Source organism: Lelliottia sp. EB106-05-01-XG201 (assembly GCF_058791735.1).
The window spans coordinates 1,578,875-1,604,920 of record NZ_JBYTDV010000001.1; the positions used below are offsets into that span (position 1 = coordinate 1,578,875).

The 26,046-nt window shown below is 55.4% G+C and carries 25 protein-coding genes; 15 read left to right on the forward strand and 10 right to left on the reverse strand.

The features are described from left to right. Positions 1 to 42: 42 nt before the first annotated feature. Positions 43 to 1,089, reverse strand: coding sequence for a YeiH family protein (locus tag AC3WS9_RS07370; protein WP_492487550.1), 1,047 nt, complete (start codon positions 1,087 to 1,089; stop codon positions 43 to 45). 122 nt (positions 1,090 to 1,211) lie between these two features. Between AC3WS9_RS07370 and yieE the strand changes: the two genes are divergently transcribed. Beyond that, a complete protein-coding gene (gene yieE / locus AC3WS9_RS07375) occupies positions 1,212 to 2,078 on the forward strand; it encodes a DNA-binding transcriptional regulator YeiE (RefSeq protein WP_324722746.1) in 867 nt (288 codons plus the stop codon). Positions 2,079 to 2,208: 130 nt separating this feature from the next. Continuing rightward, complete coding sequence (lysP, locus tag AC3WS9_RS07380; RefSeq protein WP_285149291.1) at positions 2,209 to 3,678, forward strand: lysine-specific permease; 1,470 nt, start codon at positions 2,209 to 2,211, stop codon at positions 3,676 to 3,678. Positions 3,679 to 3,738: 60 nt separating this feature from the next. Here the strand turns inward: lysP and AC3WS9_RS07385 are convergent, their stop codons facing one another. Both AC3WS9_RS07385 and fghA read right to left on the reverse strand, forming a co-directional pair. Next, a complete protein-coding gene (locus AC3WS9_RS07385) occupies positions 3,739 to 5,724 on the reverse strand; it encodes a ligand-gated channel protein (RefSeq protein WP_285144035.1) in 1,986 nt (661 codons plus the stop codon). Positions 5,725 to 5,960: 236 nt separating this feature from the next. Next, complete coding sequence (gene fghA / locus AC3WS9_RS07390; RefSeq protein ID WP_492487552.1) at positions 5,961 to 6,800, reverse strand: S-formylglutathione hydrolase; 840 nt, start codon at positions 6,798 to 6,800, stop codon at positions 5,961 to 5,963. Positions 6,801 to 6,937: 137 nt separating this feature from the next. Between fghA and AC3WS9_RS07395 the strand changes: the two genes are divergently transcribed. The 7 genes from AC3WS9_RS07395 to mglC all read left to right on the forward strand — a co-directional run bounded on the left by AC3WS9_RS07395 (position 6,938) and on the right by mglC (position 15,130). Beyond that, on the forward strand, positions 6,938 to 8,086 hold the full coding sequence (locus AC3WS9_RS07395; RefSeq protein ID WP_492487554.1) for a YbfB/YjiJ family MFS transporter: 1,149 nt from the start codon (positions 6,938 to 6,940) through the stop codon (positions 8,084 to 8,086). A gap of 104 nt (positions 8,087 to 8,190) precedes the next feature. After that, entirely contained in the window at positions 8,191 to 8,859 is a 669-nt protein-coding gene (gene folE, locus AC3WS9_RS07400) for a GTP cyclohydrolase I FolE (RefSeq protein WP_095282673.1), read from the forward strand. A 16-nt stretch (positions 8,860 to 8,875) separates the two neighbouring features. Further along, positions 8,876 to 10,033, forward strand: coding sequence for a DUF418 domain-containing protein YeiB (yeiB, locus tag AC3WS9_RS07405; RefSeq protein WP_492487556.1), 1,158 nt, complete (start codon positions 8,876 to 8,878; stop codon positions 10,031 to 10,033). A 155-nt stretch (positions 10,034 to 10,188) separates the two neighbouring features. Further along, positions 10,189 to 11,211, forward strand: a complete 1,023-nt coding sequence (gene galS, locus AC3WS9_RS07410) for an HTH-type transcriptional regulator GalS (RefSeq protein ID WP_282495091.1) — start codon at positions 10,189 to 10,191, stop codon at positions 11,209 to 11,211. 295 nt (positions 11,212 to 11,506) lie between these two features. Continuing rightward, positions 11,507 to 12,505 carry a galactose/glucose ABC transporter substrate-binding protein MglB gene (gene mglB / locus AC3WS9_RS07415; RefSeq protein WP_010433541.1) on the forward strand — a complete coding sequence of 333 codons (999 nt, stop codon included), beginning with the start codon at positions 11,507 to 11,509 and terminating at the stop codon, positions 12,503 to 12,505. Between the two features lie 78 nt (positions 12,506 to 12,583). Then, complete coding sequence (gene mglA / locus AC3WS9_RS07420) at positions 12,584 to 14,104, forward strand: galactose/methyl galactoside ABC transporter ATP-binding protein MglA (RefSeq protein WP_282495089.1); 1,521 nt, start codon at positions 12,584 to 12,586, stop codon at positions 14,102 to 14,104. A 15-nt stretch (positions 14,105 to 14,119) separates the two neighbouring features. Then, positions 14,120 to 15,130 carry a galactose/methyl galactoside ABC transporter permease MglC gene (gene mglC, locus AC3WS9_RS07425; RefSeq protein ID WP_100779526.1) on the forward strand — a complete coding sequence of 337 codons (1,011 nt, stop codon included), beginning with the start codon at positions 14,120 to 14,122 and terminating at the stop codon, positions 15,128 to 15,130. 702 nt (positions 15,131 to 15,832) lie between these two features. On the opposite strand, the gene sanA is transcribed toward mglC, so the two are convergent. From sanA to AC3WS9_RS07445, 4 genes are all read right to left on the reverse strand, one after another. Further along, positions 15,833 to 16,552 carry an outer membrane permeability protein SanA gene (gene sanA, locus AC3WS9_RS07430; RefSeq protein ID WP_282495088.1) on the reverse strand — a complete coding sequence of 240 codons (720 nt, stop codon included), beginning with the start codon at positions 16,550 to 16,552 and terminating at the stop codon, positions 15,833 to 15,835. 129 nt (positions 16,553 to 16,681) lie between these two features. Beyond that, a complete protein-coding gene (gene cdd, locus AC3WS9_RS07435; RefSeq protein ID WP_492487559.1) occupies positions 16,682 to 17,566 on the reverse strand; it encodes a cytidine deaminase in 885 nt (294 codons plus the stop codon). A 128-nt stretch (positions 17,567 to 17,694) separates the two neighbouring features. Continuing rightward, entirely contained in the window at positions 17,695 to 18,390 is a 696-nt protein-coding gene (locus AC3WS9_RS07440; RefSeq protein ID WP_154127372.1) for a CidB/LrgB family autolysis modulator, read from the reverse strand. After that, positions 18,387 to 18,785 (reverse strand): CidA/LrgA family protein, encoded by a 399-nt coding sequence (locus tag AC3WS9_RS07445; RefSeq protein WP_282495086.1) that lies wholly within the window; start codon positions 18,783 to 18,785, stop codon positions 18,387 to 18,389. Before AC3WS9_RS07445 ends, AC3WS9_RS07440 begins: the two co-directional genes overlap by 4 nt. Before the next feature lie 216 nt (positions 18,786 to 19,001). Here AC3WS9_RS07445 and AC3WS9_RS07450 point away from each other — a divergent pair, with 216 nt between their 5' ends. Both AC3WS9_RS07450 and dusC read left to right on the forward strand, forming a co-directional pair. Beyond that, positions 19,002 to 19,268, forward strand: a complete 267-nt coding sequence (locus AC3WS9_RS07450) for a hypothetical protein (protein WP_285154346.1) — start codon at positions 19,002 to 19,004, stop codon at positions 19,266 to 19,268. 72 nt (positions 19,269 to 19,340) lie between these two features. Next, positions 19,341 to 20,273, forward strand: coding sequence for a tRNA dihydrouridine(16) synthase DusC (gene dusC / locus AC3WS9_RS07455; RefSeq protein WP_285149298.1), 933 nt, complete (start codon positions 19,341 to 19,343; stop codon positions 20,271 to 20,273). Between the two features lie 37 nt (positions 20,274 to 20,310). Here dusC and yohP read toward each other — a convergent pair whose 3' ends face one another. Beyond that, positions 20,311 to 20,394: a small membrane protein YohP gene (gene yohP, locus AC3WS9_RS07460; protein ID WP_087855921.1), complete on the reverse strand. Its 84-nt coding sequence runs from the start codon at positions 20,392 to 20,394 to the stop codon at positions 20,311 to 20,313. 220 nt (positions 20,395 to 20,614) lie between these two features. Here yohP and mdtQ point away from each other — a divergent pair, with 220 nt between their 5' ends. Beyond that, a complete protein-coding gene (gene mdtQ, locus AC3WS9_RS07465) occupies positions 20,615 to 22,033 on the forward strand; it encodes a multidrug resistance outer membrane protein MdtQ (RefSeq protein ID WP_492487562.1) in 1,419 nt (472 codons plus the stop codon). A gap of 48 nt (positions 22,034 to 22,081) precedes the next feature. Continuing rightward, on the forward strand, positions 22,082 to 22,855 hold the full coding sequence (locus AC3WS9_RS07470) for an SDR family oxidoreductase (RefSeq protein WP_492487564.1): 774 nt from the start codon (positions 22,082 to 22,084) through the stop codon (positions 22,853 to 22,855). Between the two features lie 4 nt (positions 22,856 to 22,859). On the opposite strand, the gene AC3WS9_RS07475 is transcribed toward AC3WS9_RS07470, so the two are convergent. Further along, positions 22,860 to 23,426 carry a DedA family protein gene (locus tag AC3WS9_RS07475; protein ID WP_285144046.1) on the reverse strand — a complete coding sequence of 189 codons (567 nt, stop codon included), beginning with the start codon at positions 23,424 to 23,426 and terminating at the stop codon, positions 22,860 to 22,862. Positions 23,427 to 23,599: 173 nt separating this feature from the next. On the opposite strand from AC3WS9_RS07475, the gene AC3WS9_RS07480 reads away from it, so the two are divergent. Both AC3WS9_RS07480 and pbpG read left to right on the forward strand, forming a co-directional pair. Next, the gene (locus AC3WS9_RS07480; protein ID WP_282495080.1) at positions 23,600 to 24,187 is read left to right on the forward strand and encodes a Yip1 family protein; all 588 of its coding nucleotides are present in this window, start codon (positions 23,600 to 23,602) and stop codon (positions 24,185 to 24,187) included. A gap of 166 nt (positions 24,188 to 24,353) precedes the next feature. Further along, on the forward strand, positions 24,354 to 25,274 hold the full coding sequence (pbpG, locus tag AC3WS9_RS07485) for a D-alanyl-D-alanine endopeptidase (RefSeq protein ID WP_285144047.1): 921 nt from the start codon (positions 24,354 to 24,356) through the stop codon (positions 25,272 to 25,274). 204 nt (positions 25,275 to 25,478) lie between these two features. Here pbpG and AC3WS9_RS07490 read toward each other — a convergent pair whose 3' ends face one another. Beyond that, on the reverse strand, positions 25,479 to 26,033 hold the full coding sequence (locus AC3WS9_RS07490; protein WP_282495078.1) for a GNAT family N-acetyltransferase: 555 nt from the start codon (positions 26,031 to 26,033) through the stop codon (positions 25,479 to 25,481). Positions 26,034 to 26,046 lie beyond the last annotated feature (13 nt).

The following is a 26,046-nucleotide window of genomic DNA, read 5'->3' on the forward strand; positions in this document are numbered from 1 at the left end:
AACGCTTATGATAGCGGGTTAACAGGAGAAGGATGTAGTGGTTTATGCCATCAGGCTATGAACCGCCAGGTTAATCGCGCCGCCGCCCACAATCAGCCAGACAAACAACATCAGTGCCATCAGCAGCGGTTTGGCACCGGCTTTTTTCAGGGCGCTGACGTGAGTGGTCACACCCAGCGCGGCCATTGCCATTGCCAGCAGAACGGTGTCCAGCGTGACCAGCATATCCACGACCGCTTTAGGCAGCAGGTGGAAGGAGTTAAACACCGCGACCACGATAAACAGAATCGCGAACCACGGAATGGTGATTTTGCTTTTCTCGCCTTTGCCTGCCGGGGTCAGCTGTTTCACGCGCGCGGCCAGAATAATAAGGAACGGAGCCAGCATCATCACGCGTAACATTTTGGCGATCACCGCCGCATTTTCGGCGTCCGGGCTGATGGCATGGCCTGCCGCAACCACCTGCGCCACTTCATGCATGGTCGAACCAATATAGATGCCGTAAGTTTCCGGTGTGAACCAGTGGGCGACCAGCGGGTACATGGCCGGATAAAGGAAAATCGCCAGGGTACCGAAGATCACCACCGTCGCCACCGCAACGGTCACTTTGCTGGATTCCGCTTTCACCACCGGCTCTGTCGCCAGAACCGCCGCGGCCCCGCAGATGCTGCTCCCCGCACCAATCAGCCAGCTGGTTTGCTTGTCGAGGCCAAACACTTTTTGCCCGATAAAGCAGGCCAGCAAAAAGGTGCTGGTGAGCGTCAGCACGTCGATGGCGATGCCGCTCACGCCCACATCGGCAATCTGCGCGAAGGTGAGGCGAAAACCATAAAGAATAATCCCGAGGCGCAGCAGGTGCTGTTTGGCAAACAGCACGCCGCCGTCGCAGGTGCTCCAGATTTTGGGGTAAACCGTATTCCCGACGACCATGCCGATCAGAATGGCCAGCGTTAATGCGCTGAATCCAGCCCCGGCAACGGCGGGAATACTGCCGCCCCATAATGCTGCGCCGGTGATGAGTGCGCTCAGCGCAAGTCCTGGAACGTAGTGCCACACTGTACGATGAGGGTGCAGAGTGATTTCAGTCATAACCTTCTCCTTTGTCTGGCTAAAAGGTTACGGCGCTCTGGCTTAAAAATAAAATTGATTATATATTTATAATTAATCTTTATAAGTGGTAAGCAAGGCGCTTACCCGCGCGGAAGGCCACTATGCACATTACATTGCGTCAACTGGAAGTTTTTGCCGAAGTGCTGAAGAGCGGGTCGACCACCCAGGCTTCGCAGCGTCTGGCCCTGTCTCAGTCGGCGGTCAGCGCGGCGCTGACGGATCTGGAAGGGCAGCTCGGCGTTCAGCTTTTCGACAGGGTAGGGAAGCGGCTGGTGGTGAACGAGCACGGGCGTCTGCTTTACCCACGCGCGCTGGCCCTGCTGGAGCAGGCCGTCGAAATTGAGCAGTTGTTCCGGGAAGACAACGGTGCTATCCGCGTGTATGCCAGCAGCACCATCGGGAACTACATTCTCCCGGAAGTGATTGCCCGCTATCGCCGCGATTTCCCGTCACTGCCGCTGGAGATGAGCGTGGGTAACAGTCAGGATGTGATCAACGCGATTATCGATTTCCGCGTCGACATCGGGCTGATCGAAGGCCCGTGCCATAACGTGGATATCATTGCGGAACCCTGGCTGGAAGATGAGCTGGTGGTGTTTGCCTCTCCCGCATCGTCTCTGCTGCAGGGCGAAGTGACGCTGGAGCGCCTGGCGCAGGCCCCGTGGATTTTGCGCGAGCACGGTTCCGGCACGCGTGAAATCGTCGATTACCTGCTGCTGTCGCATCTGCCGCAGTTTCAGCTCGGTATGGAGCTTGGGAATTCCGAGGCCATCAAGCACGCCGTGCGACACGGTCTGGGGATCAGCTGCTTATCCCGACGGGTCATCGCCGAGCAGCTTGAAAGCGGGTCGCTGATTGAAATTCCGGTTCCGCTGCCGAAGCTGGTGCGTACCCTGTGGTGCATCCATCATCGCCAGAAACACCTGTCGAATTCCCTGCAGCGCTTTTTGCGCTATTGCGAAATGTAGCTGAGGCTCTGCTTTACTTATAATTTCGGGGCAGTCATGAAGCTCTCTTATAACAGAGTATTTCTGCCAGAAGGTTCGCGGATCGTCTGCTACAATCTCGCCTCATTTTTTGAATGGACAGCATTTTCATATGGTTTCCGAAACTAAAACCACAGAAGCGCCCGCGCTACGTCGCGAACTCAAGGCGCGTCACCTGACGATGATCGCTATTGGCGGATCCATCGGTACAGGTCTTTTTGTTGCCTCTGGTGCAACTATTTCAGCGGCAGGCCCGGGTGGCGCGCTGTTTTCTTATATGCTGATTGGCCTGATGGTGTACTTCCTGATGACCAGTCTGGGCGAACTGGCCGCTTACATGCCGGTCTCTGGCTCTTTCTCTACCTACGGCCAAAAATACGTTGAAGAAGGCTTCGGCTTCGCGCTGGGCTGGAACTACTGGTACAACTGGGCGGTGACCATCGCCGTTGACCTCGTGGCCGCGCAGCTGGTGATGAACTGGTGGTTCCCGGACACGCCAGGCTGGATCTGGAGCGCCGTCTTCCTCGCCGTGATCTTCCTGCTGAACTACATCTCTGTACGCGGTTTCGGTGAAGCGGAGTACTGGTTCTCGCTGATTAAAGTCGCGACCGTCATCATCTTTATCGTCGTCGGTGTGGCGATGATCGTCGGCATCTTCAAAGGTGCGCAGCCTGCGGGCTGGAGCAACTGGCAGATAGGCGAAGCGCCGTTCGCCGGTGGTTTTGCGGCGATGATTGGCGTGGCGATGATTGTCGGCTTCTCCTTCCAGGGCACCGAGCTGATTGGTATCGCGGCCGGTGAATCTGAAGACCCGGAGAAGAACATCCCGCGCGCGGTGCGTCAGGTGTTCTGGCGTATTCTGCTGTTCTATGTGTTCGCGATCCTGATTATCAGCCTGATTATTCCTTACACCGACCCAAGCCTGCTGCGTAACGATGTGAAAGACATCAGCGTCAGCCCGTTCACGCTGGTCTTCCAGCATGCGGGTCTGCTGTCTGCGGCGGCGGTGATGAACGCGGTGATCCTGACGGCGGTGCTGTCGGCGGGTAACTCCGGGATGTACGCCTCAACGCGTATGCTCTATACCCTGGCGTGCGACGGTAAAGCGCCGCGCATCTTCTCTAAACTGTCTCGTGGCGGTGTACCGCGTAACGCGCTGTATGCGACCACCGTGGTGGCGGGCCTGTGCTTCCTGACGTCGATGTTTGGTAACCAGACGGTTTACCTGTGGCTGCTGAACACCTCCGGGATGACCGGCTTTATCGCCTGGCTCGGGATTGCCATCAGCCACTATCGTTTCCGTCGCGGCTACGTCATGCAGGGGCACGACATTAACGATCTGCCGTACCGCTCTGGTTTCTTCCCGCTGGGGCCGATCTTCGCTTTTGTTCTGTGCCTGATCATCACCCTCGGCCAGAACTACGAAGCCTTCCTGTCTGACACCATCGACTGGGGCGGCGTCATGGCGACCTATATTGGTATTCCTCTGTTCCTGATCATCTGGTTTGGTTACAAACTGACGAAAGGAACCCGCTTCGTCCGCTACAGCGAAATGGATTTCCCGGGACGCTTTAAGCAGTAAGTTTCTTGAAAGATACAAAAAAGCCCCCGGCATCGCTGCCGGGGGCTTTTTATTGGGCGCTTAGAAACTGTAAGTCATGCCCACAGTGTAGCGACGTCCATCGAGTACCGTGTCGTAGGTATCGTAATCGATCTGCTTATCGAGAACGTTATACACCCCGGCGGAGACCAGCAGGTTTTTGTTCGCGTTATAGCGCAGACCGACATCGACCTGAGTATAGGATGGCGTACCCTGAGACATGGAGGTACGGCTCAGATACTCAGAGGTTTTGCCGCGCAGATTCAGACGGCTCCAGAAGCCAACATCTTGAGTGGCCTGCCAGTCCAGCGTAGTGTTGAACATATGCTTAGGCATTTTGTTCAGTGGCTTACCGGAGAACTGACCGCTCTTCTGCTCGGATTCGGTATAGGTGTAGTTGGCGGTCCAGTTCACGTCTTTGGTGATTTCCCAGCCGAAGGTCGATTCCACGCCGCGCATGTTTGCTTTATCGACGTTGACGCGATCGCTGACGAAATCGTAGCTATGGTCGCCAATGGTGCAGGCGGGATCTGAGCTGCTGTTACAGCGACGAACTTCGGTGATTTTGTCTTTAAAATCGGTATTGAAGAGGGTCACACCGGCGTTGAGATTGTCGTTGTTGTCCCACAGCAGGCCGATCTCTTCGCTCAGGCTCTTCTCAGGTTTCAGATCCGGGTTGCCGACGATGATGCCATCGAGGCGTCCGCCCCCGGTGACCTGGCCCCAGTTGGCGGATGACTGACGCAGATCCGGCGCACGATAACCGGCAGATACGCCTCCTTTCAGCGTCCACTGCTCGGCAAGGTGCCACACACCATAGCCGCGCGGTGTCCAGTTAGTGCCGTAGTTCTGGTCTTTATCCATACGCAGGCCGCCGGTGAGCGTAAAGCTCTCGGTCATGGACCACTCGTCTTCCGCAAACAGCGCCCAGTTCCAACGTGTCAGTTTACTCAGGCCATCTGCCGCTTCCAGCTGGTTACCGTTGTCGCGCAATTTTTCATAGTGATACTGGCCGCCCAGCGTCAGGGTATGGTCGCCCAGGAAGACCTGATTCTGGTTGTTAAAGGTCGTGTTGTAAGAGCGCATTTCACGATCGGGGTTATTGGTCTCTTCCTGCTGGATGTAGCTGGTGGAGTTGAAATTGTCGTAATAACCACTGTGCGTTAACGAGTAGGTGGTGTGCTCGTAGCGCGTTTCGCTTTTGGTATTCGGCGTACAGGTATTTCCGCGGCAGTTTTCTTCTGCTTTAGACATCCCCGGCGTACTGTTTCGGTCCTGAAGTTCACGCGCATAGTCGAGATCGAAATCGTTTTTCTCGTCTGGCGTGAAGTTCAGCGTCACGCCGCCGTTGCGCATTTTCTGCTCATTGAAACCGTTCTCGATTTTATCTTCGGCGCGGCGGGAGAGAAGCCCCGTGACTTTTGCACCGAGTAATCCGTCGATCAGCGGGCCAGACGCGTAGGCGTTAGTCTGGAACAGATCGCCGGAGTCATTGTTTTCCTGGAAAGTGGCATCACCGTGCAGGGAGCCCGTCCAGCCTTTGGTGTTCGAGACTTTCTTGGTGATGACGTTGATAACACCGCCCATAGCGTCAGAGCCATATAGCGAGGACATCGGCCCACGAATGACTTCGATTCGCTCAATGGATTCGAGCGGCGGCAACCAGCCCTGTTCGATCCCTGCGTTATCGCTGTTTGGACGGGTGCTGCGGGTGCTGATGCGCTTGCCGTTGACCAGGAAAAGCGTGTACTGAGAGGACATTCCGCGAATACTGATATCGCTGCTGCTGCCACCGCCGGTCACGACAACGCCCGGGACATCTTTCAGTGCATCGGTAACATCGCGATAGGCCTTATCTTCGATCTGCTGTTTAGAAATGACAGAGATCGAGGCCGGTGCGTTCTGAATTTTCTGCTCAAAACCCGTGGCGGTGACGACAACGGTATCTTGATCGGCGGCGTGAACGAGCTGTGGTAAGGTCGCTGCGCAAACTGCGACAGCAAGTACCTTAAGGCGGGGTATTGTCATTTGTACATTCCGTTTAAAATGAATAAAACTCCATCGGGATAACCCTGAGAACTGTATGTATTTGTCTTTTAAGAACTCTTTGTGATGGAGAAGAGTGAGGAATTGTACAAAAGAATGTTTATTTGTAAACACAAATGATAATTGAACTCATTTGTGTTTATTGTCTTGAAGGGTAAAGTGCAGAAATTTCAGTGGGATAAAGAGATGTAAAGATGGAGGGCTTTCGCCCTCCTGTTTCATTTTGCGAACAAATGCTCCGCGTGGAAGCGGAGGTGGTCCTCTATCCAGGACGCAATGAAATAGTAACTGTGGTCATGACCTTCCTGAATGCGCAGGGTCAGCGGCCAGCTTTTCTGCCGCGCTACTTCCGCCAGTACGGCGGGCTGCAGCTGATTTGCCAGGAACTGATCCGCATCACCCTGGTCGATTAGGGTCGGGATGGCGTCTTGCGACTGGCTGGCCTGCATCAGCGCACAGCTGTCCCACTCCTGCCAGGTGGATTCATCGTTGCCCAGATAGTTCGAAAACGCTTTCTGCCCCCACGGCACCTGCGTCGGGTTTACGATAGGCGCAAACGCGGAGACGCTGGTGAACGTCCCAGGATTTTTCAGCGCCAGAATCAACGCTCCGTGGCCGCCCATGGAGTGTCCGCTGATCGCCGCGCGATCGCTCACGGCAAACTGCGCTTTAATAAGAGTGGGCAGTTCTTCGCGGATATAATCGTACATCCGGTAGTGGCTGGCCCACGGCTCCTGAGTGGCATTCAGATAGAAACCCGCACCTTTACCGAGATCGTATCCGGCGTCGTCCGCGACATCGTCGCCGCGCGGGCTGGTGTCGGGCATCACCAGCGCAATGCCTAACTCGGCAGCAACGCGCTGTGCGCCTGCTTTGGTGGTGAAGTTTTCGTCGTTGCAGGTCAGGCCGGAAAGCCAGTACAGCACCGGCGGTTTAACGTTATCTGCCGTCGGCGGCAGGAAAATGCTGAAGATCATAGTGCAGTTCAGCGTGGTGGAGTCGTGGCGCCAGCGCTGCTGCCGACCTTCAAAACAACGGTGCTCTTCGAGCAGTTCCATGCAAGGCTCCTGATAAGTATTGATATTCACTCAATCCATAATACAGATTATTCATTCACCTGTGAGCAACTTTCACTTCCGCATTAAGTCGAGATGTTGCATCATGAATTAACTAAATTTTAACAATCGGGGCGATCATGGCGCTGCGTATCGCGCTCAGCGGATTTGTGGTTTTAGTGGTGGCGATGGGGATAGGGCGCTTTGCTTTTACCCCTCAGGTTCCGCTGATGATTGCGGCCGGGCAACTGACGCTGACCAGCGCCGGGCTGGTGGCCGCCATGAACTATCTGGGCTATTTAGTCGGCGCGTGGGATGCCATGCGCGCGCACCGGTTTGTCGAAGGGCGTTTGTACCTTGGGATTTTCGGCGCGGTGGCGCTGACATTGCTGTCAGCCATTGCGGATAACGCTATTGTTCACGGCCTGATCCGCTTCGTCATTGGCTGCATGAGCGGCTGGTCGATGGTGCTGATTGCCGCGTGGACTAACGAGCGTCTGGCTCATTTCGGCAAGCCAGGGCTGAGCGCCGCGGTGTTTGCCGGGCCGGGGGCGGGGATTGCCTTAAGCGGCCTGCTGGCGGTCTATATTCAGGCGCGCTCGCTCTCCGCCGGTGCGGCGTGGCAGATTTACGGCGTGCTGGCGTTAATTTTGATTGTACTGGTGGCGCGTTATCTCCCGCGCGGTGGGCAGTTGCATCGCCCCGGGACCGCGCCGGAGCCGTTGGTGCTGACCACCGATCTACGCCGTCTGGTCTGGAGCTACAGCCTCGCCGGTTTTGGCTACATTTTGCCGGCGACCTTTTTATCGCAAATGGCCGCGGTGCGCTTCCCCGGCAGCCTATTTGCGCAGTTTGTCTGGCCGGTGTTTGGTGCCGCATCCGTCGCCGGGATCGCGCTGAGTATCGCATTGCGCCGCGTCTCGACCTCGAACCGTCGCCTGTCGATTGTCCTGTGGTTGCAGGGGCTGGGTGTGTTTGCCGCCTGGCTGATGCCGGGAATCGGTGGCCTGGTGACCGGCGCGCTGCTGGTCGGTGGCGGGTTCCTGTGCGCCGTTCAGCTGTCGCTGCTGTGCGGGCGTGAACTGGCGCCGAATCACACGCTCTACATGGCCGGATTACTGACCACCGGGTATGCGCTGGGCCAATTAGTGGGCCCGGTGACGTCGGCGTTATCGACGTGGCTGACCCATCAGCTTGAACCGGCGCTGGGCCTCGCGGGCGTGGCTCTGTTTGTCGGCGGGTGGCTGGTCTGGGATCGTCAGGCCGAAAGGCTGCAACAATTGCAATAATTATCGCCGTGAATACTGGATTATGTGCGTCACCTCACGCACAATGAGCGCACACTTTTGCTTCAAAGAGGGCAAAAGGCAGCCACACCTGCAGGAGAAAAATAATGCCATCACTCAGTAAAGAAGCCGCTCTCGTTCACGAAGCGCTGGTTGCGCGTGGTCTTGAAACCCCGCTGCGCCCGCCCGTTAATGAACTGGACAAAGAAACACGCAAACGTCTTATTTCCGGGCACATGACCGAGATCATGCAGTTGCTGAATCTCGATCTGAGCGATGACAGCCTGATGGAAACGCCGAATCGCATTGCAAAAATGTATGTCGATGAGATTTTCTCCGGTCTGGATTACGCCAACTTCCCAAAAATCACCGTCATCGAAAACAAGATGAAGGTGGATGAAATGGTGACCGTGCGCGATATCACCCTGACCAGCACCTGTGAACACCATTTCGTGACCATCGACGGGAAAGCCACCGTGGCCTATATCCCGAAAGATACGGTGATTGGCCTGTCGAAGATCAACCGCATTGTGCAGTTCTTCGCCCAGCGTCCGCAGGTGCAGGAGCGTCTGACGCAGCAGATCCTGACGGCGCTGCAAACGCTGTTGGGCACCAACAATGTGGCTGTATCTATTGATGCCGTCCATTATTGCGTGAAAGCGCGTGGCGTTCGCGATGCGACCAGCGCGACCACTACCACCTCGCTGGGTGGCCTGTTCAAGTCCAGCCAGAACACTCGCCAGGAGTTTCTGCGCGCCGTGCGTCACCACAACTAATCACAGGGCAGGATAAATGGAGCGTAATGTCACGCTGGATTTTGTACGTGGCGTGGCCATTCTCGGTATCCTGCTGCTGAATATCGCCGCCTTTGGTCTGCCCAAGGCGGCGTATCTCAATCCTGCCTGGTATGGCGAGATCACCCGCAGCGACGCCTGGACCTGGGCGATCCTCGACCTTTTCGCACAGGTTAAATTCCTCACTCTCTTTGCGCTCCTCTTCGGCGCAGGGCTACAGCTGCTGCTCAAGCGCGGCAAGCGCTGGATCCAGTCGCGCCTGACGCTACTGGTGCTGCTCGGTTTTATCCACGGTCTGTTCTTCTGGGATGGCGATATTCTGCTGGCTTATGGATTAGTTGGCCTGATTTGCTGGCGCATGATCCGCGACGCGCACGACGTGAAAAACCTGTTTAACACCGGCGTCATTCTGTATCTCATCGGGATCGGCGTGCTGGTGCTGCTGGGGTTGATCTCCGGCGGGGCAACCAATCGTTCCTGGATACCGGATGCGGCGAATCTGCAGTATGAGCAGTTCTGGAAGCTCAAAGGCGGCGTTGAAGCCATCAGCAATCGCACCGATATGCTTGGCGATAACCTGATTGCGCTCGGCGCGCAGTACGGCTGGCAGCTGGCAGGAATGATGCTGATGGGCGCGGCCCTGATGCGCACCGGCTGGCTGAAAGGGGAGTTTAGTCTCGCCCACTACCGCCGCACGGGCGTGATTCTGGTGCTGGTGGGGGTGATCATTAATCTTCCCGCCGTCGTCGCGCAGTGGATACTGGACTGGGACTACCGCTGGTGCGCGTTCCTGTTACAGGCCCCGCGTGAGCTGGGCGCGCCGTTCCAGACCATCGGCTATGCGGCGCTGATTTACGGCTTCTGGCCGCAGATCGCGCGCTTCAGGCTGGTGGCTGCCGTGGCCTGCGTTGGCCGCATGGCGCTGAGCAATTACCTGCTGCAAACCCTGATCTGCACCACGCTTTTCTATCGCTTTGGCCTGTTTATGAAATTCGACCGACTCCAGCTGCTGGCGTTTGTTATTCCGGTCTGGGCAGTGAACATGGTGTTTTCCGTCATCTGGCTGCGCTTTTTCCGCCAGGGACCGCTGGAATGGCTGTGGCGTCAATTAACCGCACGTGCTGCAGGTGTATCATTGAGTAATACATCCAGATAACGATCTGGATCACAATCATTAACAAAACGGATGTAAGCGTTTTCATCTGTGTGACCTTCTTCACGTAGTCCCCTCTTCGTCACTGCCAGAATAGCCTCCTTGCTAAACACAGGGGGTGTCTGTGAGTTGCTGCAATCCATTTAAGGATGGTGAATATGATCACCATTCGTGACGTAGCCCGCATCGCGGGTGTTTCTGTTGCTACCGTCTCCCGCGTGCTGAACAACAGCGCGCTGGTCAGCCCTGAAACGCGTGAAACCGTAATGAAAGCGGTGACGCAGCTTGGCTATCGGCCCAACGCCAATGCGCAGGCGCTCGCCACTCAGGTGAGCGACACCATCGGCGTGGTGGTGATGGATGTGTCGGATGCCTTCTTTGGCGCGCTGGTGAAAGCCGTGGATGTTGTCGCCCAGCAGCACCACAAATATGTGCTGATCGGTAACAGCTATCACGAAGCTGAAAAAGAGCGTCATGCCATTGAGGTGCTGATTCGCCAGCGATGTAACGCCCTGATTGTTCACTCAAAAGCTCTCAGCGATGAAGAGCTGGCCGGGTTTATGGATCAGATCCCCGGTATGGTTCTGATTAATCGCGTGGTGCCGGGCTACGCCCATCGCTGCGTGACGCTGGATAACGTCAGCGGGGCGATGATGGCGACGCGCATGCTGCTCAATAACGGCCATCAGCGCATCGGCTATCTCGCCTCCAGTCACCATATTGAAGATGACGATATGCGTCGGGAAGGGTGGCAAAACGCCCTGAAAGAGGCCGGGATTGTGCCGTCCGACAGCTGGATTGGCACCGGATCGCCGGACATGCCGGGAGGGGAGGCCGCAATGGTCGAACTGCTCGGGCGTAACCTGCAGCTGACCGCCGTCTTTGCCTACAACGACAGCATGGCCGCCGGGGCGCTGACCGCGCTGAAAGACAACGGCATTGCGGTGCCGCAGCATTTGTCATTGATTGGTTTTGATGATATTCCGATAGCCCGTTACACGGATCCGCAGCTTACCACCGTGCGTTACCCGATTGCGTCAATGGCCCGACTGGCGACGGAGCTGGCGTTACAGGGGGCCGCAGGGCAGCAGGATGTGAGCGCAACACACTGTTTCATGCCGACTTTAGTGCGTCGTCATTCAGTGGCTGTTAAGCAAATTGTGGCTCCGATCACTAACTGATTACATCGGGTGATGTAACCGTTTTCAATCTGTGAGTAAATTCACAGTATCTTAACAAGCCGCTGACTATGATGTCAGCGTTTTAGGAGCTGAAACGCTATGTAACGGTGATTAATCACTTTCACTATAGCTAAAGTGCCCCAAACGACAAATAAAACGCATTACTGGAGCGTTACCGAACACGGAAGATAGAAATTTTATAAGTGAACTTCGGCTGTCAGTAACGTTTTGTTAACACCTGCCCGCCGACCGTTATTCACAAGAACTACCCTGCATAAAAAAAACCGGAGATACCATGAATAAGAAGGTGTTGACTCTGTCTGCTGTTATGGCAAGCATGCTTTTTGGTGCGGCTGCGCACGCTGCGGATACCCGTATTGGTGTGACAATCTATAAATACGACGACAACTTTATGTCTGTTGTGCGTAAAGCGATCGAGAAAGATGCTAAAGCAGCGCCAGACGTTCAGCTGCTGATGAATGACTCCCAGAACGACCAGTCCAAACAGAACGACCAGATCGACGTTCTGCTGGCGAAAGGCGTGAAAGCCCTGGCTATCAACCTGGTTGACCCAGCGGCAGCAGGTACCGTGATTGAGAAAGCGCGCGGCCAGAATGTGCCAATCGTCTTCTTCAACAAAGAGCCTTCCCGCAAAGCGCTGGACAGCTATGACAAAGCCTTCTACGTCGGTACTGACTCTAAAGAGTCCGGTATTATTCAGGGCGATCTGATCGCGAAACACTGGGCAGCGAACCCGAACTGGGACCTGAACAAAGACGGTCAGATTCAGTTCGTACTGCTGAAAGGCGAGCCGGGCCACCCGGATGCTGAAGCACGTACTACCTACGTTATCAAAGAGCTGAACGACAAAGGTCTGAAAACTCAGCAGCTGGCATTAGACACTGCAATGTGGGATACCGCTCAGGCGAAAGATAAGATGGACGCGTGGCTGTCTGGCCCGAACGCTAACAAAATCGAAGTGGTTATCGCCAACAACGATGCGATGGCAATGGGTGCGGTTGAAGCGCTGAAAGCACACAACAAATCTTCTATTCCGGTCTTCGGCGTGGATGCTCTGCCAGAAGCGCTGGCCCTGGTGAAATCTGGCGCAATGGCCGGTACCGTGCTGAACGATGCCAACAACCAGGCGAAAGCCACCTTCGATCTGGCGAAAAACCTGGCCGACGGCAAAGGCGCGGCTGATGGCACCACCTGGAAAATCGAGAACAAAATTGTTCGCGTACCTTACGTGGGCGTAGACCAGTCAAACCTGGCTGAGTTTATCGGTAAATAAGTTTATTGCCTGTTCTCACAGGGCGCAATTCGTTGCGCCCTTTTATAACGCGATATGCGAGGCCGTCAAGGTATAATTATGGTCAGCACAAATACTCAGTCGTCAGGCGAATTCTTGTTAGAAATGAGCAGTATTAACAAGTCCTTCCCCGGCGTTAAGGCTCTCGATAATGTTAATTTAAAAGTGCGTCCTCACTCTATTCACGCGTTGATGGGGGAGAACGGTGCGGGTAAATCGACATTATTAAAATGCCTTTTTGGGATCTACCAAAAAGATTCTGGTAGCATTCTTTTTCAGGGGAAAGAGATCGACTTCCATTCCGCCAAAGAAGCACTGGAGAATGGGATTTCGATGGTACACCAGGAATTAAACCTGGTGCTTCAGCGTTCTGTTATGGACAATATGTGGCTGGGTCGTTATCCGACTAAAGGCGTATTTGTCGATCAGGACAAAATGTATCGTGACACCAAAGCGATTTTTGATGAACTGGATATTGATATTGACCCGCGCGCCCGCGTAGGCACTTTATCCGTTTCACAAATGCAGATGATTGAAATTGCCAAGGCCTTCTCCTATAACGCGAAAATCGTGATTATGGATGAGCCGACGTCATCACTGACGGAAAAAGAGGTGAATCACCTTTTCACTATTATCCGTAAGCTGAAAGAGCGTGGCTGTGGCATCGTCTATATCTCGCATAAAATGGAAGAGATCTTCCAGCTGTGCGACGAAATCACCATCCTGCGTGACGGTCAGTGGATCACCACTCAGCCGCTCGAAGGGCTGGATATGGACAAGATCATCGCCATGATGGTCGGCCGCTCCCTGAACCAGCGCTTCCCGGACAAAGAGAACAAGCCGGGCGAGGTGATCCTCGAAGTGCGTAATCTGACGTCTCTGCGCCAGCCTTCCATTCGTGATGTCTCCTTCGACCTGCACAAGGGCGAAATTCTCGGCATCGCCGGTCTGGTCGGGGCGAAACGTACCGATATCGTGGAAACCTTATTTGGCATCCGCGAAAAATCGGACGGCACTATTACGCTGCACGGTAAGCGCATTAATAACCATAACGCCAACGAAGCGATTAACCACGGTTTTGCCCTGGTGACAGAAGAGCGTCGCTCAACGGGGATTTATGCTTATCTGGATATTAACTTTAACTCGTTAATCTCCAATATTCGTAATTACAAAAATAAGATGGGTCTGCTGGATACCTCCCGCATGAAAAGCGATACCCAGTGGGTTATCGACTCCATGCGTGTAAAAACACCAGGGCATCAGACACAAATCGGTTCACTTTCCGGCGGTAACCAGCAGAAGGTTATTATTGGTCGCTGGTTATTAACCCAACCAGAAATTTTAATGCTTGATGAACCGACGCGCGGTATCGACGTAGGTGCAAAATTTGAAATCTATCAGCTGATTGCTGAACTGGCTAAAAAGAATAAAGGGATCATTATTATTTCTTCCGAAATGCCGGAATTGTTAGGGATCACAGATCGTATTCTGGTCATGAGCAATGGTCTCGTTGCCGGAATTGTTGACACCAAAACGACAACGCAAAACGAAATTCTCCGTCTTGCGTCTTTGCACCTTTAAGATCAGGGGCTCCTCATGAGTGCGTTAAATAAAAAAAGTTTTCTCACTTATCTGAAAGAGGGCGGTATTTACGTCGTTCTTTTAGTATTGCTGGCCATTATTATTTTCCAGGACCCTACGTTCTTAAGTTTGCTTAACTTGAGTAACATTCTGACTCAGTCCTCGGTGCGTATCATCATCGCACTCGGCGTGGCAGGGCTGATTGTGACTCAGGGTACGGACCTGTCAGCCGGGCGTCAGGTTGGCCTGGCGGCGGTTGTCGCGGCAACGCTTTTGCAGTCGATGGAAAACGCCAACAAGGTGTTCCCGGAAATGGCGACCATGCCGATTATCGTGGTCGTGCTGATCGTCTGCGTGGTCGGTGCCATTATTGGTCTGATCAACGGGATTATCATCGCCTACCTGAACGTGACGCCGTTTATCACCACCCTGGGCACGATGATCATCGTTTACGGTATCAACTCCCTGTACTACGACTTCGTGGGTGCATCCCCGATTTCAGGCTTCGACAGCGGCTTCTCGACCTTTGCGCAAGGCTTTGTGGCGCTGGGCAGTTTCCGACTTTCCTACATCACCTTCTACGCGCTGATCGCCGTGGCGTTCGTATGGGTGCTGTGGAACAAAACGCGCTTCGGTAAAAATATCTTCGCTATCGGCGGTAACCCGGAAGCAGCGAAAGTGTCCGGCGTAAACGTTGCCCTGAACCTGCTGATGATTTATGCCCTGTCCGGCGTGTTCTATGCCTTCGGCGGCTTGCTGGAAGCGGGGCGTATCGGCTCCGCCACCAACAACCTCGGCTTTATGTACGAGCTGGATGCGATCGCAGCCTGCGTGGTGGGCGGTGTGTCCTTCAGCGGTGGTGTGGGTACGGTAGTGGGCGTGGTGACGGGTGTGATTATCTTCACCGTTATCAACTACGGTTTGACCTATATTGGCGTGAACCCGTACTGGCAGTACATCATTAAGGGCGCGATTATTATCTTCGCGGTAGCGCTGGATTCATTGAAGTACGCGCGTAAGAAGTAATTTTTTAGCAATGTAAGTTATGAAGCATCTGAGGTTTTTCCGTTCACCTTATGTTCTACAGAATATAATGGCTTCATAACCTGTGAACGTGAAAAGGGGGCTGCGCGGCCCCCTTTTCAATCCCCGCGCCCCGCCATGAAATCGGTGCTTCGCACTGCGCTCACCTCCCGGCCAGCTGCCCTCGGTCGGCTCGACTCGTGATTACTCGTCCCATCCATGGGACTCGCCCCTACGGGGCCAGCGCAAGCGCTGTTCAAAATTGCTCCCGGCAATTTTGTCCTGTCTCGTTTCGCCTCTGGCCGCCATCCCTGGCGTCCAGCCCTTGTCATCTGGCCTCCGGTTCGCCGATTTCTGCGGGGACCAAAATCGGTGCCACATTCAGACGGCTAAGAAGGTTGAGGGATCGGGAGTCCGGCTGAAAATCGCCGAAGCGTTTCCTGGAGGCCGGGTCGAGGCGCAGGGAAGCGCCGAGAGGGTGCGACCTGCATGGATGCAGGAACGCGCCCGACCCGATAGCCGCAAGGAATAAGCTGAGGGCACCGCGAAGCGGCGATTTTCTTTGCCGGGAGCCGGGATTGTTAAGGGGGCGGCGGTAGCCCCCTTAACACGTTCACCGCAGAAAGGCGGACAGGAAGCAGCGAACTAATAGTGAACGGAACAATTCCACTTTTTCCACAAAGGAGTAAAGCCAAAGAAAATGACTTATTTCTTCTCTTTCTTCTGCAATTCCAGCAACTGCTCCGGCGTCACCGCCGGATAATCCTGCGCATCCTCTGGCACCTGATGCATTGCCGGGATCGGTACCAGCGGCCCTAAAAAGCGCGGTTCACGCTTGAAGAGATACAGATCCGCCAGCGCCCCGAAGCGCGCACCAAACTCACGCACGCGAACGCTCCACATGTCTTTCGGAGAAGGCACCGCATAGCACTGGGCCTGAATGCCCATATGCAGCGCGATAAACAGCGCTCGCTCGCAGTGGAAGCGCTGAGTGATGATGATAAAATCGTTAGTATCGAAGACCTTACGTGTGCGGACGATGGAATCCAGGGTGCGGAACCCGGCGTAGTCGAGCACGATATCTGCCGGATCGACGCCTGCGGCAATCAAATCTTTGCGCATGGTCATCGGCTCGTTATAGCTCTGCAGGGCGTTATCCCCGCTCAGCAGCAGGTAATTAACCTTGCCGCTATTGTAGGCGTTCAGCGCGCCCTGAATGCGGTAGCGGTAATACTGGTTAATCACGCCGGTGCGATAATATTTGGCGGTGCCCAGCACCACGCCGACCTGCCGATAAGGCAAATCCTGCAGATCGTCAAAGATATAGGGGGCGGTTTTCCAGCTCATCCAGCGGTCGAGGCCGAGCACCGTCAACAGCAGAATGCCGACCAGGACAAACAGGCTGTAAAACACGCGCTTTAACATGAAGATGGCTCGTTCCGTGGAGGGAAATTTTACTCAGGCTACTTTACCCGCCTGGTAAGCGCAAGAAACAGCGGTTTGATTGGGGGGATTTTCATCAGCAGGGCGGGCATTTCTGCCCGCACAGGAGAATCAGGACAGAAGCTGACGGTCGATACTGGTGCAGCCGAGCGCTTTCAGCGTCGCGGCGGTGGCGTCCCACTGGATCAGCGGCGCATCGGCAATTTCAGCCAGAATCGCGCGCTGGATATCCGGATAGTCGTAGCCGTTCAGGCTCAGCAGGTTCAGTGCGCCTTGCAGCGGAGGCAGCGTCGGGTTGAAGGCAGCGTTTTCCGCATAGCTCCCGGAGAAAATTTTGCCATCACGCAGTTCCAGCGCCACGCCGCTCGGCGATTTGCTGTACGGGGTGTGGCTTTTGTTCGCCGCCTTGATGGCCGCTTGCGCCAGCTCATCGCCGGTCAGGGCGTAGCCGTGATCCTGGTCGTCCATCAGCAGGGTTTTGATATCCAGATCTTTCGGACCAAAGGCGTCCGGCAGGTAGTCACCCAGCGTATGCGGCTCGCGACCCGGCAGGTTGATGCGCAGCTCCAGCCCGCTATTCAGCTCATTCATGAACTGGCGGCAGTGACCGCAAGGGGTGTAGTTCACGGTGATGGCCTGCAGCGCTTTTTCACCGCGCAGCCAGGCATGGCTGATGGCGCTTTGCTCCGCGTGGACGGTCTGTTGCATGGTCGCACCCAGGAACTCCATGTTCCCGCCGAAATACCAGGTCCCGCTCACGCCGCGCGCAATAGCGCCAACGTTGAAATGGGAGAGATCGGCTCTGGCGCAGGCGGCAGCCAGCGGCAGCAGTGCGAAAGCCAGCGCGTCTTCGTCCAGTCCCGTTGCCTGTTTAAGCGTCGTGACCTGCTCCGCAGTCAGCAGGGCGGGGAAGTGCGTATCCGCCAGAACCGGAGCCAGGGCTGATTGCAAATTCTCTGCGAGCTGGGCAAAAGCAGTTTGAAAACGTGGGTGCATGGCAATGCCTCATAAAGGTTAATGGATCGGTAGTGTACGGAGCCGATAGCGCTTTATATGTGATCCACTTCTCATTATGTATGCAACTTATGAAAACAAAATGAAATTTGCGCGACGCATCGCAAATTTTAGCCCACCACCGCCAGAATTATCGGGAACAGGAACGGGGCAATCAGCGAGGTCATGATCCCGCAAATCACCAGCGCCAGCGAGCTGAACGCGCCTTCCTGATAGTCCAGCTCGGCGCAGCGTGCCGTGCCCAGGGCGTGCGAGGCCGTCCCCATCGCCAGTCCGCGGGCGGCTTTGGTGCGGATACGCATTAAATTTAGCAGGGTATGACCGAATACCGCGCCCAAAATACCGACAAAAATAACGCACATCGCGCTGATCGCCGGGATCCCGCCGATACTGCCGCCCACGGCCATCGCAATCGGTGTGGTCACGGATTTCGGCAGAATAGAGGCGGCGATTTGCGGCGATGCGCCCATCAGCAGGGCAACCGACGTGCCCGTCACCATGGCGACGACGCTGCCGATCAGGCAAATGGTGATGATCGACTTCCAGCGCGCGCGGATCTGGTGCAGCTGTTCATACAGCGGGAAGGCCAGCGCCACCACGGCGGGCTGCAGCAAATCGTTGAGAATTTTGCTGCCCGCGAAATAGCGCTCGTACGGAATCCCCGTCAGCAGCAGGAAGGGAATAATCACTACCATCGCCACCAGCAGCGGGTTGAGCAGCGGCATCTTGAAACGCGCGGCAAGTTTTCGTGCGGCGAAAAATACCACTAAGGTCAGCGGCAGCGACCACCAGATATTGGCCATCATTTTTGACTTCCTTTCTGCCCAACCACTTTGCGTTCGCCATGCACCAGATGCGAACTCCAGCTCACTACCAGGAACACCACCAGCGTACTCACGGCACAGGAAACCAGGATCGGACCGTACTGGGCTTTAAGCAGATCGTAATATTGCATCACCCCGACGCCGATCGGCACAAACAGCAGCGCCATATAGCGGATTAGCACGAAGCAGCCAGGATTGACCCATTTGGCGGGCAGAATTTGCAGCGCCAGCAGTAAAAACAGAATCAGCATGCCGATAATGCTGCCGGGAATAGTGATAGGCAGCAGAGATGAAATAAAAATCCCTGCGTACAGGCAGGCATAAATCAGCACGAACGCGCGCAGGTACTGCCAGATGATATTGAGAGTTTTGCTCATGGTGATAGTCCTTGGGGGAACGCATTCATCATACAATTAAACATAGAAACGTGCTACGGATCACAACATGAATTTTGAGCATACCAGACATTCCCTTTTGGAACGTCGGGCGTTTCCATAGGATTCATTGTAAAAGCCTGTCAAAACAGTGTAGTTGCGGTGACTATTTTTGAAGCAGTGATATGATAAATCCACTCTTATGGACAGGGGCTTTGTATGTCAAATTTCATCTTTTTCAGGAAAGGTACACAGATTTCGACAGTCAGGAAAGGCGATACGGATGCCGCATCGCACCTGAAACAGCAGGGCTATGAGCAGGAGTTTGAAGAGATCGAAGCGGCGGATGCCTCAAGCGCGCTGGCGCGTTACCACGATATTAAAAAAGAAGAAGAGCTGAATTTATACGCTTTCGCGACGGGCCCGATTTTTACGGTACTGATTGTGGTCGTTGCCGCAGCGGTGGGCTACCTGGTGATGAGATAGACCTGCGTTAAGATCTTTGCAGGCCACCAGAGAGCGGCTACTATAGCGCCTCTTTTTTCACAGGGTCTACGAATGCGTGTTTTACTGGCACCGATGGAAGGTGTGCTCGACTCCTTAGTGCGCGAGTTGCTGACGGAAGTGAACGATTACGATCTCTGCGTCACCGAGTTTTTGCGGGTGGTCGATATGCTGTTGCCAGTAAAGTCGTTCTATCGACTCTGCCCGGAGCTGCATCGCCAGAGCCGGACCACCTCCGGCACCCTGGTGCGTCTGCAACTGCTGGGGCAATACCCGGAATGGCTGGCGGAGAACGCGGCCCGCGCCGTGGAGCTCGGCTCTTACGGCGTCGATCTTAACTGCGGCTGCCCGTCGAAAATGGTCAACGGCAGCGGCGGTGGTGCGACCTTACTAAAAGATCCTGAGCTGATTTATCGCGGTGCCAAAGCGATGCGCGAAGCGGTGCCCGCGCATCTGCCGGTGACGGTGAAAGTTCGTCTGGGCTGGGACAACGGCGACAGACAGTTTGAAATTGCCGATGCGGTGCAGCAGGCCGGGGCGACGGAGCTTGTCGTTCATGGTCGTACCAAAGATGACGGCTACAAAGCAGACCGAATTAACTGGCAGGCGATCGGGGAAATCCGCAAGCGTCTGTCGATACCGGTGATCGCCAACGGTGAAATCTGGGACTATGAAAGCGCGCAGGCCTGTCTGAAAGAGACGGGCTGTGATTCGGTGATGATCGGTCGCGGCGCGCTGAATATCCCCAACCTCAGTCGGGTGGTGAAGTACAACGAACCGCGCATGCCGTGGCCGGATGTGGTCACATTGCTGCAAAAATATTCGCGTCTGGAAAAGCAGGGCGACACCGGGTTGTATCACGTGGCGCGCATTAAGCAGTGGCTGAGTTACTTACGCAAAGAATATTCTGAGGCGCTGGGATTGTTTCAGGAGATTCGTACACTACAAACCTCGGCAGAGATTGCCCGGGTGATCCAGTCCAAATAGGTGTGGCCCGACAGGCGCGCGCCGGTCGGGCAAACCATCAGAAAATCATTTTAAACACGCCGGTTACCACCAGTAAGCCAATCAAGAAAATAATCAGGATAATCCACAGTAGTATCTTCATTCCCTTCTCCCTCGCCATTGAGCTTCAATCACGTAAAGTGTAGCAGCCAGACGGCAGCGGCAAATGATAAGCCATAAGAATGAATATAATTGACTGATTCATATGGTGAATAAATTTCCATCTGTGTGAGTGTGTTTCTAAATACTGGTTGCCACGGGTTACTAAAAAAAAGAAAAGCAGCAGGCGTAATTTGCGTCTTTCTTTTTTAAGTGAATGCGTGATGAAACGTTCAACTCTTGTATTTTTTAGCTTACCTCTTTCTTTTTTACTGGTGTCATGCGCGCCAGGCCACGACACCGCGGCCTCGCTGAAACAGCAGGCGCCCGCAACCCAAATCAACACTCAGCTCGCCCATACCCAGTGGCCCAAAAATGAGTGGTGGAAAGATTTCAATGATCCGGAGCTTAATGCCCTGATTGCGAAGGCGCAGGCGGATGCCCCGGATATGCAGATTGCCCATCAGCGCATCGCCCTGGCAGAAGCCCAGGCCAAAATGGCGATGGCCGCCGACGGGCCGCAGATTGATTTCTCCGCCGATGCCGAGCGGCAAAAAATGTCGGCAGAAGGGCTGATGGGCCCGTTTGCCTTCACCGACCCGGCGGCGGGCACCACCGGGCCGTGGTACACCAACGGCACCTTTGGCCTGACCGCAGGCTGGGATCTGGATCTGTGGGGTAAAAACCGCTCAATGGTCGAGGCCAGGATCGGCAAGGTCAACGCGCAGAAAGCTGAGATGGAACAGACCCGCCAGCTGCTCGCCAGCAGCGTCGCGCGCCTGTACTGGGAGTGGCAAACCCAGGCCGCGATTGGCAACGTGCTCACTAACATTAAGCAGGAGCAACAGTCGATCATCGCCGTCGATCGCGAGCTCTACCAGCAGGGCATTAATTCATCCATCCAGGGTGTCGCGACCGACATCAACGCCAGTAAAACCGAAGAGCAGATGGCTGAAGTTCACGGGAAAATGAAAGCCATCGAGGCGCGTCTGCAGGCGCTGACCAATACCTCAACGATGAAACTGACCCCGCACGCACTGCCGAAAACCGAGGCTTCGCTGCCGCCAACGCTTGGCTACGAACTCCTGGCGCGCCGCCCGGATCTGCAGGAAGCGCACTGGTATATCGAAGCGTCCATGAACGACGTGGATGCGGCGAAAGCGGCCTTTTATCCTGATGTGAATCTGATGGCGTTCCTGCAACAGGACGCGCTGCACTTAAGCGATCTCTTCCGCTCGTCGGCGCAGCAGATGGGCGTTACCGCAGGGCTGACGTTGCCGATCTTCGACAGCGGACGACTGAACGCGAATCTGGATATCGCCCAGGCGCAGAGCAATTTATCCGTCGCGAATTACAACAAAGCGGTGGTGGATGCGGTGAATCAGGTGGCGCGCACTGCCAGTGAAGTGGACACCCTCATCAATAAAACCCAGCAACAGCAGAAGATCGAAGCCGACACCGCCCGCGTGGTGGCCCAGGCGCAGGCGCGTTTCAACGCCGGGATCATTGCCGGTTCGCGCGTCAGCGAAGTGAAAATTCCAGCCCTGCAGGAGCAAATCGCCGGTCTGACGCTGCAGGGGCAGTATGTTGACGCCACGCTGCAGCTCACCTCCGCGCTCGGCGGCGGGTATCACCACAGCTAAACCTCAGGTTATCTATACTTACCTCTTTGCGATTGTGCGGAGGTAGGTATGGCAGCGACTCAACGCGTGGCAATTGTCACCGCATCGGATTCAGGAATTGGCAAAACCACCGCTCTGCTGCTGGCTGAGCGGGGCTTTGATATCGGCGTGACCTGGCACTCCGATGAAGAGGGGGCGCAGAAAACCTGTCGGGAAATTGAAGCGCTGGGGCGCCGCGCCGAGGCCATTCAGCTGGATTTAAGCCAGTTGCCGCAAGGGGCGAAAGCGATTGAGACGCTGATTGCCCGCTTCGGTCGTCTGGATGCGCTGGTCAACAACGCCGGGGCGATGGCCAAAGCACCGTTTCTTGATATGTCGTTTGATGACTGGCGCGCGATTTTTACCGTGGATGTGGATGGGGCCTTTCTCTGCTCGCAAATCGCCGCCCGGCAGATGGTGAAGCAGGGGCAGGGTGGACGAATCATCAATGTCACTTCGGTGCATGAACATACGCCGCTTCCGGATGCCAGCGCCTACACGGCGGCAAAACACGCCCTGGGCGGTCTGACCAAATCGATGGCGCTCGAACTGGTGCAACATAAAATCTTGGTCAACGCTGTCGCACCCGGAGCCATCGCCACGCCGATGAACGGCATGGACGACAGCGAAGTTGAAGAGGGATCGATGCCAGAGATCCCCCTCGGACGACCGGGGAAAACGCACGAGATCGCAAGCCTGGTCGCGTGGCTCTGCGACACGGATGCCAGCTACACTACCGGGCAATCACTGATTGTCGATGGCGGGTTTATGCTGGCGAATCCGCAGTTTAAACCGGCGGGATGAGGCGTTAATCCCGCGCGTTTTCTCGATGTTTCAGCCACAGCCGCCAGGCAACCACTACCACGACCACCAGAATCAGCCAGATCCAGTGCTTCAGATGCTTATCGAAATTATGCAGCCACGGGCCAATTACTTCCCCGCCGACGTATCCGAGGGTGGTAAAAATCAGCGCCCAGGCGATGGCCCCAATAATATTCAGCGGCAGGAAGATTTTCGGTGGCAGGCGGCTGGCACCAATCAGCAGCGGACCGATAATGCGAAAGCCGTACATAAACCGGGTGCCGATAACAAACAGATAGGGATGCCGCTGGATCAGCCGCTGGGCGCGGTTGATTTTTTTCTGATGCTTTGAGAAACGTTTGAGCAGGGTCGGACCGAAGCGCAATCCCAGCAAGTAGAGCAGCTGATCGCCAATCATCCCGCCGAGCGCCACGGAGGCCACCACCAGTGGGAAGCGGAGCAGCCCCTGATGCGCAACCACTCCCCCGAGAAGCGTAATGGTTTCACCTTCCGCCACGCTGCCAATCACCAGCGCCGCATATCCATACTGTTCAATCAGACTATTGATATCCATAAGGTCAGCGTTGTCTCCCTCTGTGAACCTCCTTTAAGCATACACCCTGTGAATCAATGGCGCGGCAACCACGACATTTTCCCGTCGCGGCATTTTCGCGGCTGGTCATAAAATAATCTAAAGCTGCATTATACTGAGAGTATCGCCTTGCGGGCCGACAATGAGGGGGCTGTATGAACCATGTCTGGGGGCTTTTTTCCCATCCCGATCGTGAGATGCATGTCATCAGAAGCGAGAACGAAACGGTCGCGCATCACTACACGCACCATGTCCTGCTCATGGCGGCGGTACCGGTGATCTGCGCGTTTATAGGCACAACACAAATCGGCTGGAACTTTGGCGATGGCAACGTCGTGAAGCTCTCCTGGATGACCGGGCTGGCGCTGGCGGTGGTCTTTTACGGTCTGATGCTGGCAGGCGTCGCGATAATGGGGCGGGTGATCTACTGGATGGCGCGAAACTATCCGCAGCGTCCGTCGCTTACCCTGTGCATGGTCTTCGCCGGATACGTGGCGACGCCGCTGTTTATGAGCGGCATTGTGGCGCTCTATCCGCTGGTCTGGCTGTGTGCGCTGATAGGGACCATCGCGCTGTTTTACACCGGCTATCTGCTGTACGTGGGGATTCCGACCTTCCTCAATATCAACAAAGAAGAGGGCTTAAGTTTTTCCAGTTCTACCCTCGCCATCGGCGTGCTGGTGCTGGAGGCGCTGCTGGCGCTCACGGTGATCCTCTGGGGTTACGGGTACCGTCTCTTCTGACCAAAATGCATTGCTGGTGTAAATGCCAGCAATGCAGCATCTGTTCATGATTCTCTAGTGGCGACAACTCACCAGGGCAGCTATGATGCCTTTGCCAGCCTGTTTCGCCCGATGTAACAGGAGGCGTACGTCATCACGTGCATGAATAATTATCAGAAGTCTCACCATGCTGAAATTCCGAGTTTCTTTGCTTAGCCTTGCGCTGATTCTGGCTGTGCCCGTTGCTGCGCCAGCTATCGCCAAAACAACCGCAGTGACCACTGCCGCCCAGCCGGAAATTGCCTCCGGTAGCGCTATGATTGTCGATCTGAATACCAACAAGGTGATCTACTCCAGTCACCCGGATCTGGTACGTCCGATCGCCTCAATCACCAAATTAATGACCGCGATGGTGGTGCTTGATGCACGACTGCCGCTGGATGAGAAACTGAAAGTCGATATCAGCCAGACGCCAGAGATGAAGGGGATTTACTCCCGCGTGCGTCTGAACAGCGAAATCAGCCGTAAAAACATGCTGCTGCTGGCGCTGATGTCCTCGGAAAACCGTGCGGCCGCGAGCCTCGCGCACCATTATCCGGGCGGGTATAACGCGTTTATCCGCGCGATGAATGCCAAAGCCAAATCCTTAGGCATGACGAACACCCGTTTTGTCGAGCCGACCGGACTGTCGATTCATAACGTCTCGACCGCGCGCGACCTGACCCACCTGCTGATTGCCAGCAAACAGTATCCGCTGATCGGTCAGCTCAGCACCACGCGTGAAGAGATGGCGACCTTCGCGAATCCGGCGTACACCCTGCCGTTCCGCAATACTAACCATCTGGTCTATCGCGATAACTGGAATATTCAGTTAACCAAAACCGGCTTTACCAATGCGGCGGGTCACTGTCTGGTGATGCGTACCGTGTTTAACGGTAAACCGGTTGGGCTGGTGGTGATGGATGCGTTCGGGAAATACACCCACTTCGCCGATGCGAGTCGTTTACGCACCTGGATTGAAACCGGGAAAGTGACACCCGTTCCGGCAGCCGCGATGAGCTACAAAAAGCAAAAAGCGGCGCAGATGGAAACGGCGCAAAACGATTAATGATAGTGTTTTGTTGACGGTGGTTTTTGTAGGCCGGGCAAACGCAGTGCCGCCCGGCAAAAGCGCCCGGTGGCGCTTCGCTTACCGGGCCTACAAGGTAAAAGCAAAACGGCAACCTCGTTGCCGTTTTTAGTGTTTTCTCCCTCTCCCCGTGGGAGAGGGCCGGGGTGAGGGCATCAGAGCGCAGAGGAAACCGCACAAAAGCTATTCCGGCAGCGTCCAGTCCCCGTCGTTCAGCGGACGCTGCATAATCAGCGTATCCCGCCAGTTCCCCTTCTTGTAGCCCACGCTTCTCAGCTGTCCGGCCACTTCGAATCCATGCTTTTTATGTAACCGCAGCGATCCGGCATTGTTATGCCCGTCGCCGACCACGGCGATCATCTGCCGCCACGGACCCTGCTCGCAGCGTGCGATCAGCGCATCCATCAGCGCACTGCCAAAACCGCGGCCCGTCGCACTGGCATCGACGTAAATCGACTCTTCAAGGGTATAGCGATAAGCCGGGCGCGCGCGATACAGCCCCGCATAGCAATACCCGACCACCACGCCACGATAGAGCGCCACCAGCCACGGCAAACCGTCGGCGGCGATCTTGCTCATGCGCTGGCGCATCTCTTCAATGGTGGGAGGGACTTCTTCAAACGATGCGCGCCCGTTAAGCACATGCCAGGCGTAGATCGCGGCGATGGCATGAACGTCGTCAGGTTGGGCGTCGCGCACCTCAACTTCGGATGCGGGTAAGATATCAACGGCCGACATGGTGGGCAGGCTC

What these genes read in the sequence shown, in the direction of transcription:
- yohP (WP_087855921.1), bottom strand. Translation starts at nt 20,394, where the DNA reads ATGAAGATACTACTGTGGATTATCCTGATTATTTTCTTGATTGGCTTA.
- AC3WS9_RS07445 (WP_282495086.1), bottom strand. Translation starts at nt 18,785, where the DNA reads ATGAGCAAAACTCTCAATATCATCTGGCAGTACCTGCGCGCGTTCGTG.
- galS (WP_282495091.1), top strand. Translation starts at nt 10,189, where the DNA reads ATGATCACCATTCGTGACGTAGCCCGCATCGCGGGTGTTTCTGTTGCT.
- fghA (WP_492487552.1), bottom strand. Translation starts at nt 6,800, where the DNA reads ATGGAACTGCTCGAAGAGCACCGTTGTTTTGAAGGTCGGCAGCAGCGC.
- yeiB (WP_492487556.1), top strand. Translation starts at nt 8,876, where the DNA reads ATGGAGCGTAATGTCACGCTGGATTTTGTACGTGGCGTGGCCATTCTC.
- AC3WS9_RS07385 (WP_285144035.1), bottom strand. Translation starts at nt 5,724, where the DNA reads ATGACAATACCCCGCCTTAAGGTACTTGCTGTCGCAGTTTGCGCAGCG.
- mglA (WP_282495089.1), top strand. Translation starts at nt 12,584, where the DNA reads ATGGTCAGCACAAATACTCAGTCGTCAGGCGAATTCTTGTTAGAAATG.
- sanA (WP_282495088.1), bottom strand. Translation starts at nt 16,552, where the DNA reads ATGTTAAAGCGCGTGTTTTACAGCCTGTTTGTCCTGGTCGGCATTCTG.
- AC3WS9_RS07490 (WP_282495078.1), bottom strand. Translation starts at nt 26,033, where the DNA reads ATGTCGGCCGTTGATATCTTACCCGCATCCGAAGTTGAGGTGCGCGAC.
- AC3WS9_RS07395 (WP_492487554.1), top strand. Translation starts at nt 6,938, where the DNA reads ATGGCGCTGCGTATCGCGCTCAGCGGATTTGTGGTTTTAGTGGTGGCG.
- AC3WS9_RS07480 (WP_282495080.1), top strand. Translation starts at nt 23,600, where the DNA reads ATGAACCATGTCTGGGGGCTTTTTTCCCATCCCGATCGTGAGATGCAT.
- AC3WS9_RS07370 (WP_492487550.1), bottom strand. Translation starts at nt 1,089, where the DNA reads ATGACTGAAATCACTCTGCACCCTCATCGTACAGTGTGGCACTACGTT.
- cdd (WP_492487559.1), bottom strand. Translation starts at nt 17,566, where the DNA reads ATGCACCCACGTTTTCAAACTGCTTTTGCCCAGCTCGCAGAGAATTTG.
- yieE (WP_324722746.1), top strand. Translation starts at nt 1,212, where the DNA reads ATGCACATTACATTGCGTCAACTGGAAGTTTTTGCCGAAGTGCTGAAG.
- pbpG (WP_285144047.1), top strand. Translation starts at nt 24,354, where the DNA reads ATGCTGAAATTCCGAGTTTCTTTGCTTAGCCTTGCGCTGATTCTGGCT.
- dusC (WP_285149298.1), top strand. Translation starts at nt 19,341, where the DNA reads ATGCGTGTTTTACTGGCACCGATGGAAGGTGTGCTCGACTCCTTAGTG.
- mdtQ (WP_492487562.1), top strand. Translation starts at nt 20,615, where the DNA reads ATGAAACGTTCAACTCTTGTATTTTTTAGCTTACCTCTTTCTTTTTTA.
- AC3WS9_RS07450 (WP_285154346.1), top strand. Translation starts at nt 19,002, where the DNA reads ATGTCAAATTTCATCTTTTTCAGGAAAGGTACACAGATTTCGACAGTC.
- AC3WS9_RS07475 (WP_285144046.1), bottom strand. Translation starts at nt 23,426, where the DNA reads ATGGATATCAATAGTCTGATTGAACAGTATGGATATGCGGCGCTGGTG.
- folE (WP_095282673.1), top strand. Translation starts at nt 8,191, where the DNA reads ATGCCATCACTCAGTAAAGAAGCCGCTCTCGTTCACGAAGCGCTGGTT.
- lysP (WP_285149291.1), top strand. Translation starts at nt 2,209, where the DNA reads ATGGTTTCCGAAACTAAAACCACAGAAGCGCCCGCGCTACGTCGCGAA.
- mglB (WP_010433541.1), top strand. Translation starts at nt 11,507, where the DNA reads ATGAATAAGAAGGTGTTGACTCTGTCTGCTGTTATGGCAAGCATGCTT.
- AC3WS9_RS07470 (WP_492487564.1), top strand. Translation starts at nt 22,082, where the DNA reads ATGGCAGCGACTCAACGCGTGGCAATTGTCACCGCATCGGATTCAGGA.
- AC3WS9_RS07440 (WP_154127372.1), bottom strand. Translation starts at nt 18,390, where the DNA reads ATGATGGCCAATATCTGGTGGTCGCTGCCGCTGACCTTAGTGGTATTT.
- mglC (WP_100779526.1), top strand. Translation starts at nt 14,120, where the DNA reads ATGAGTGCGTTAAATAAAAAAAGTTTTCTCACTTATCTGAAAGAGGGC.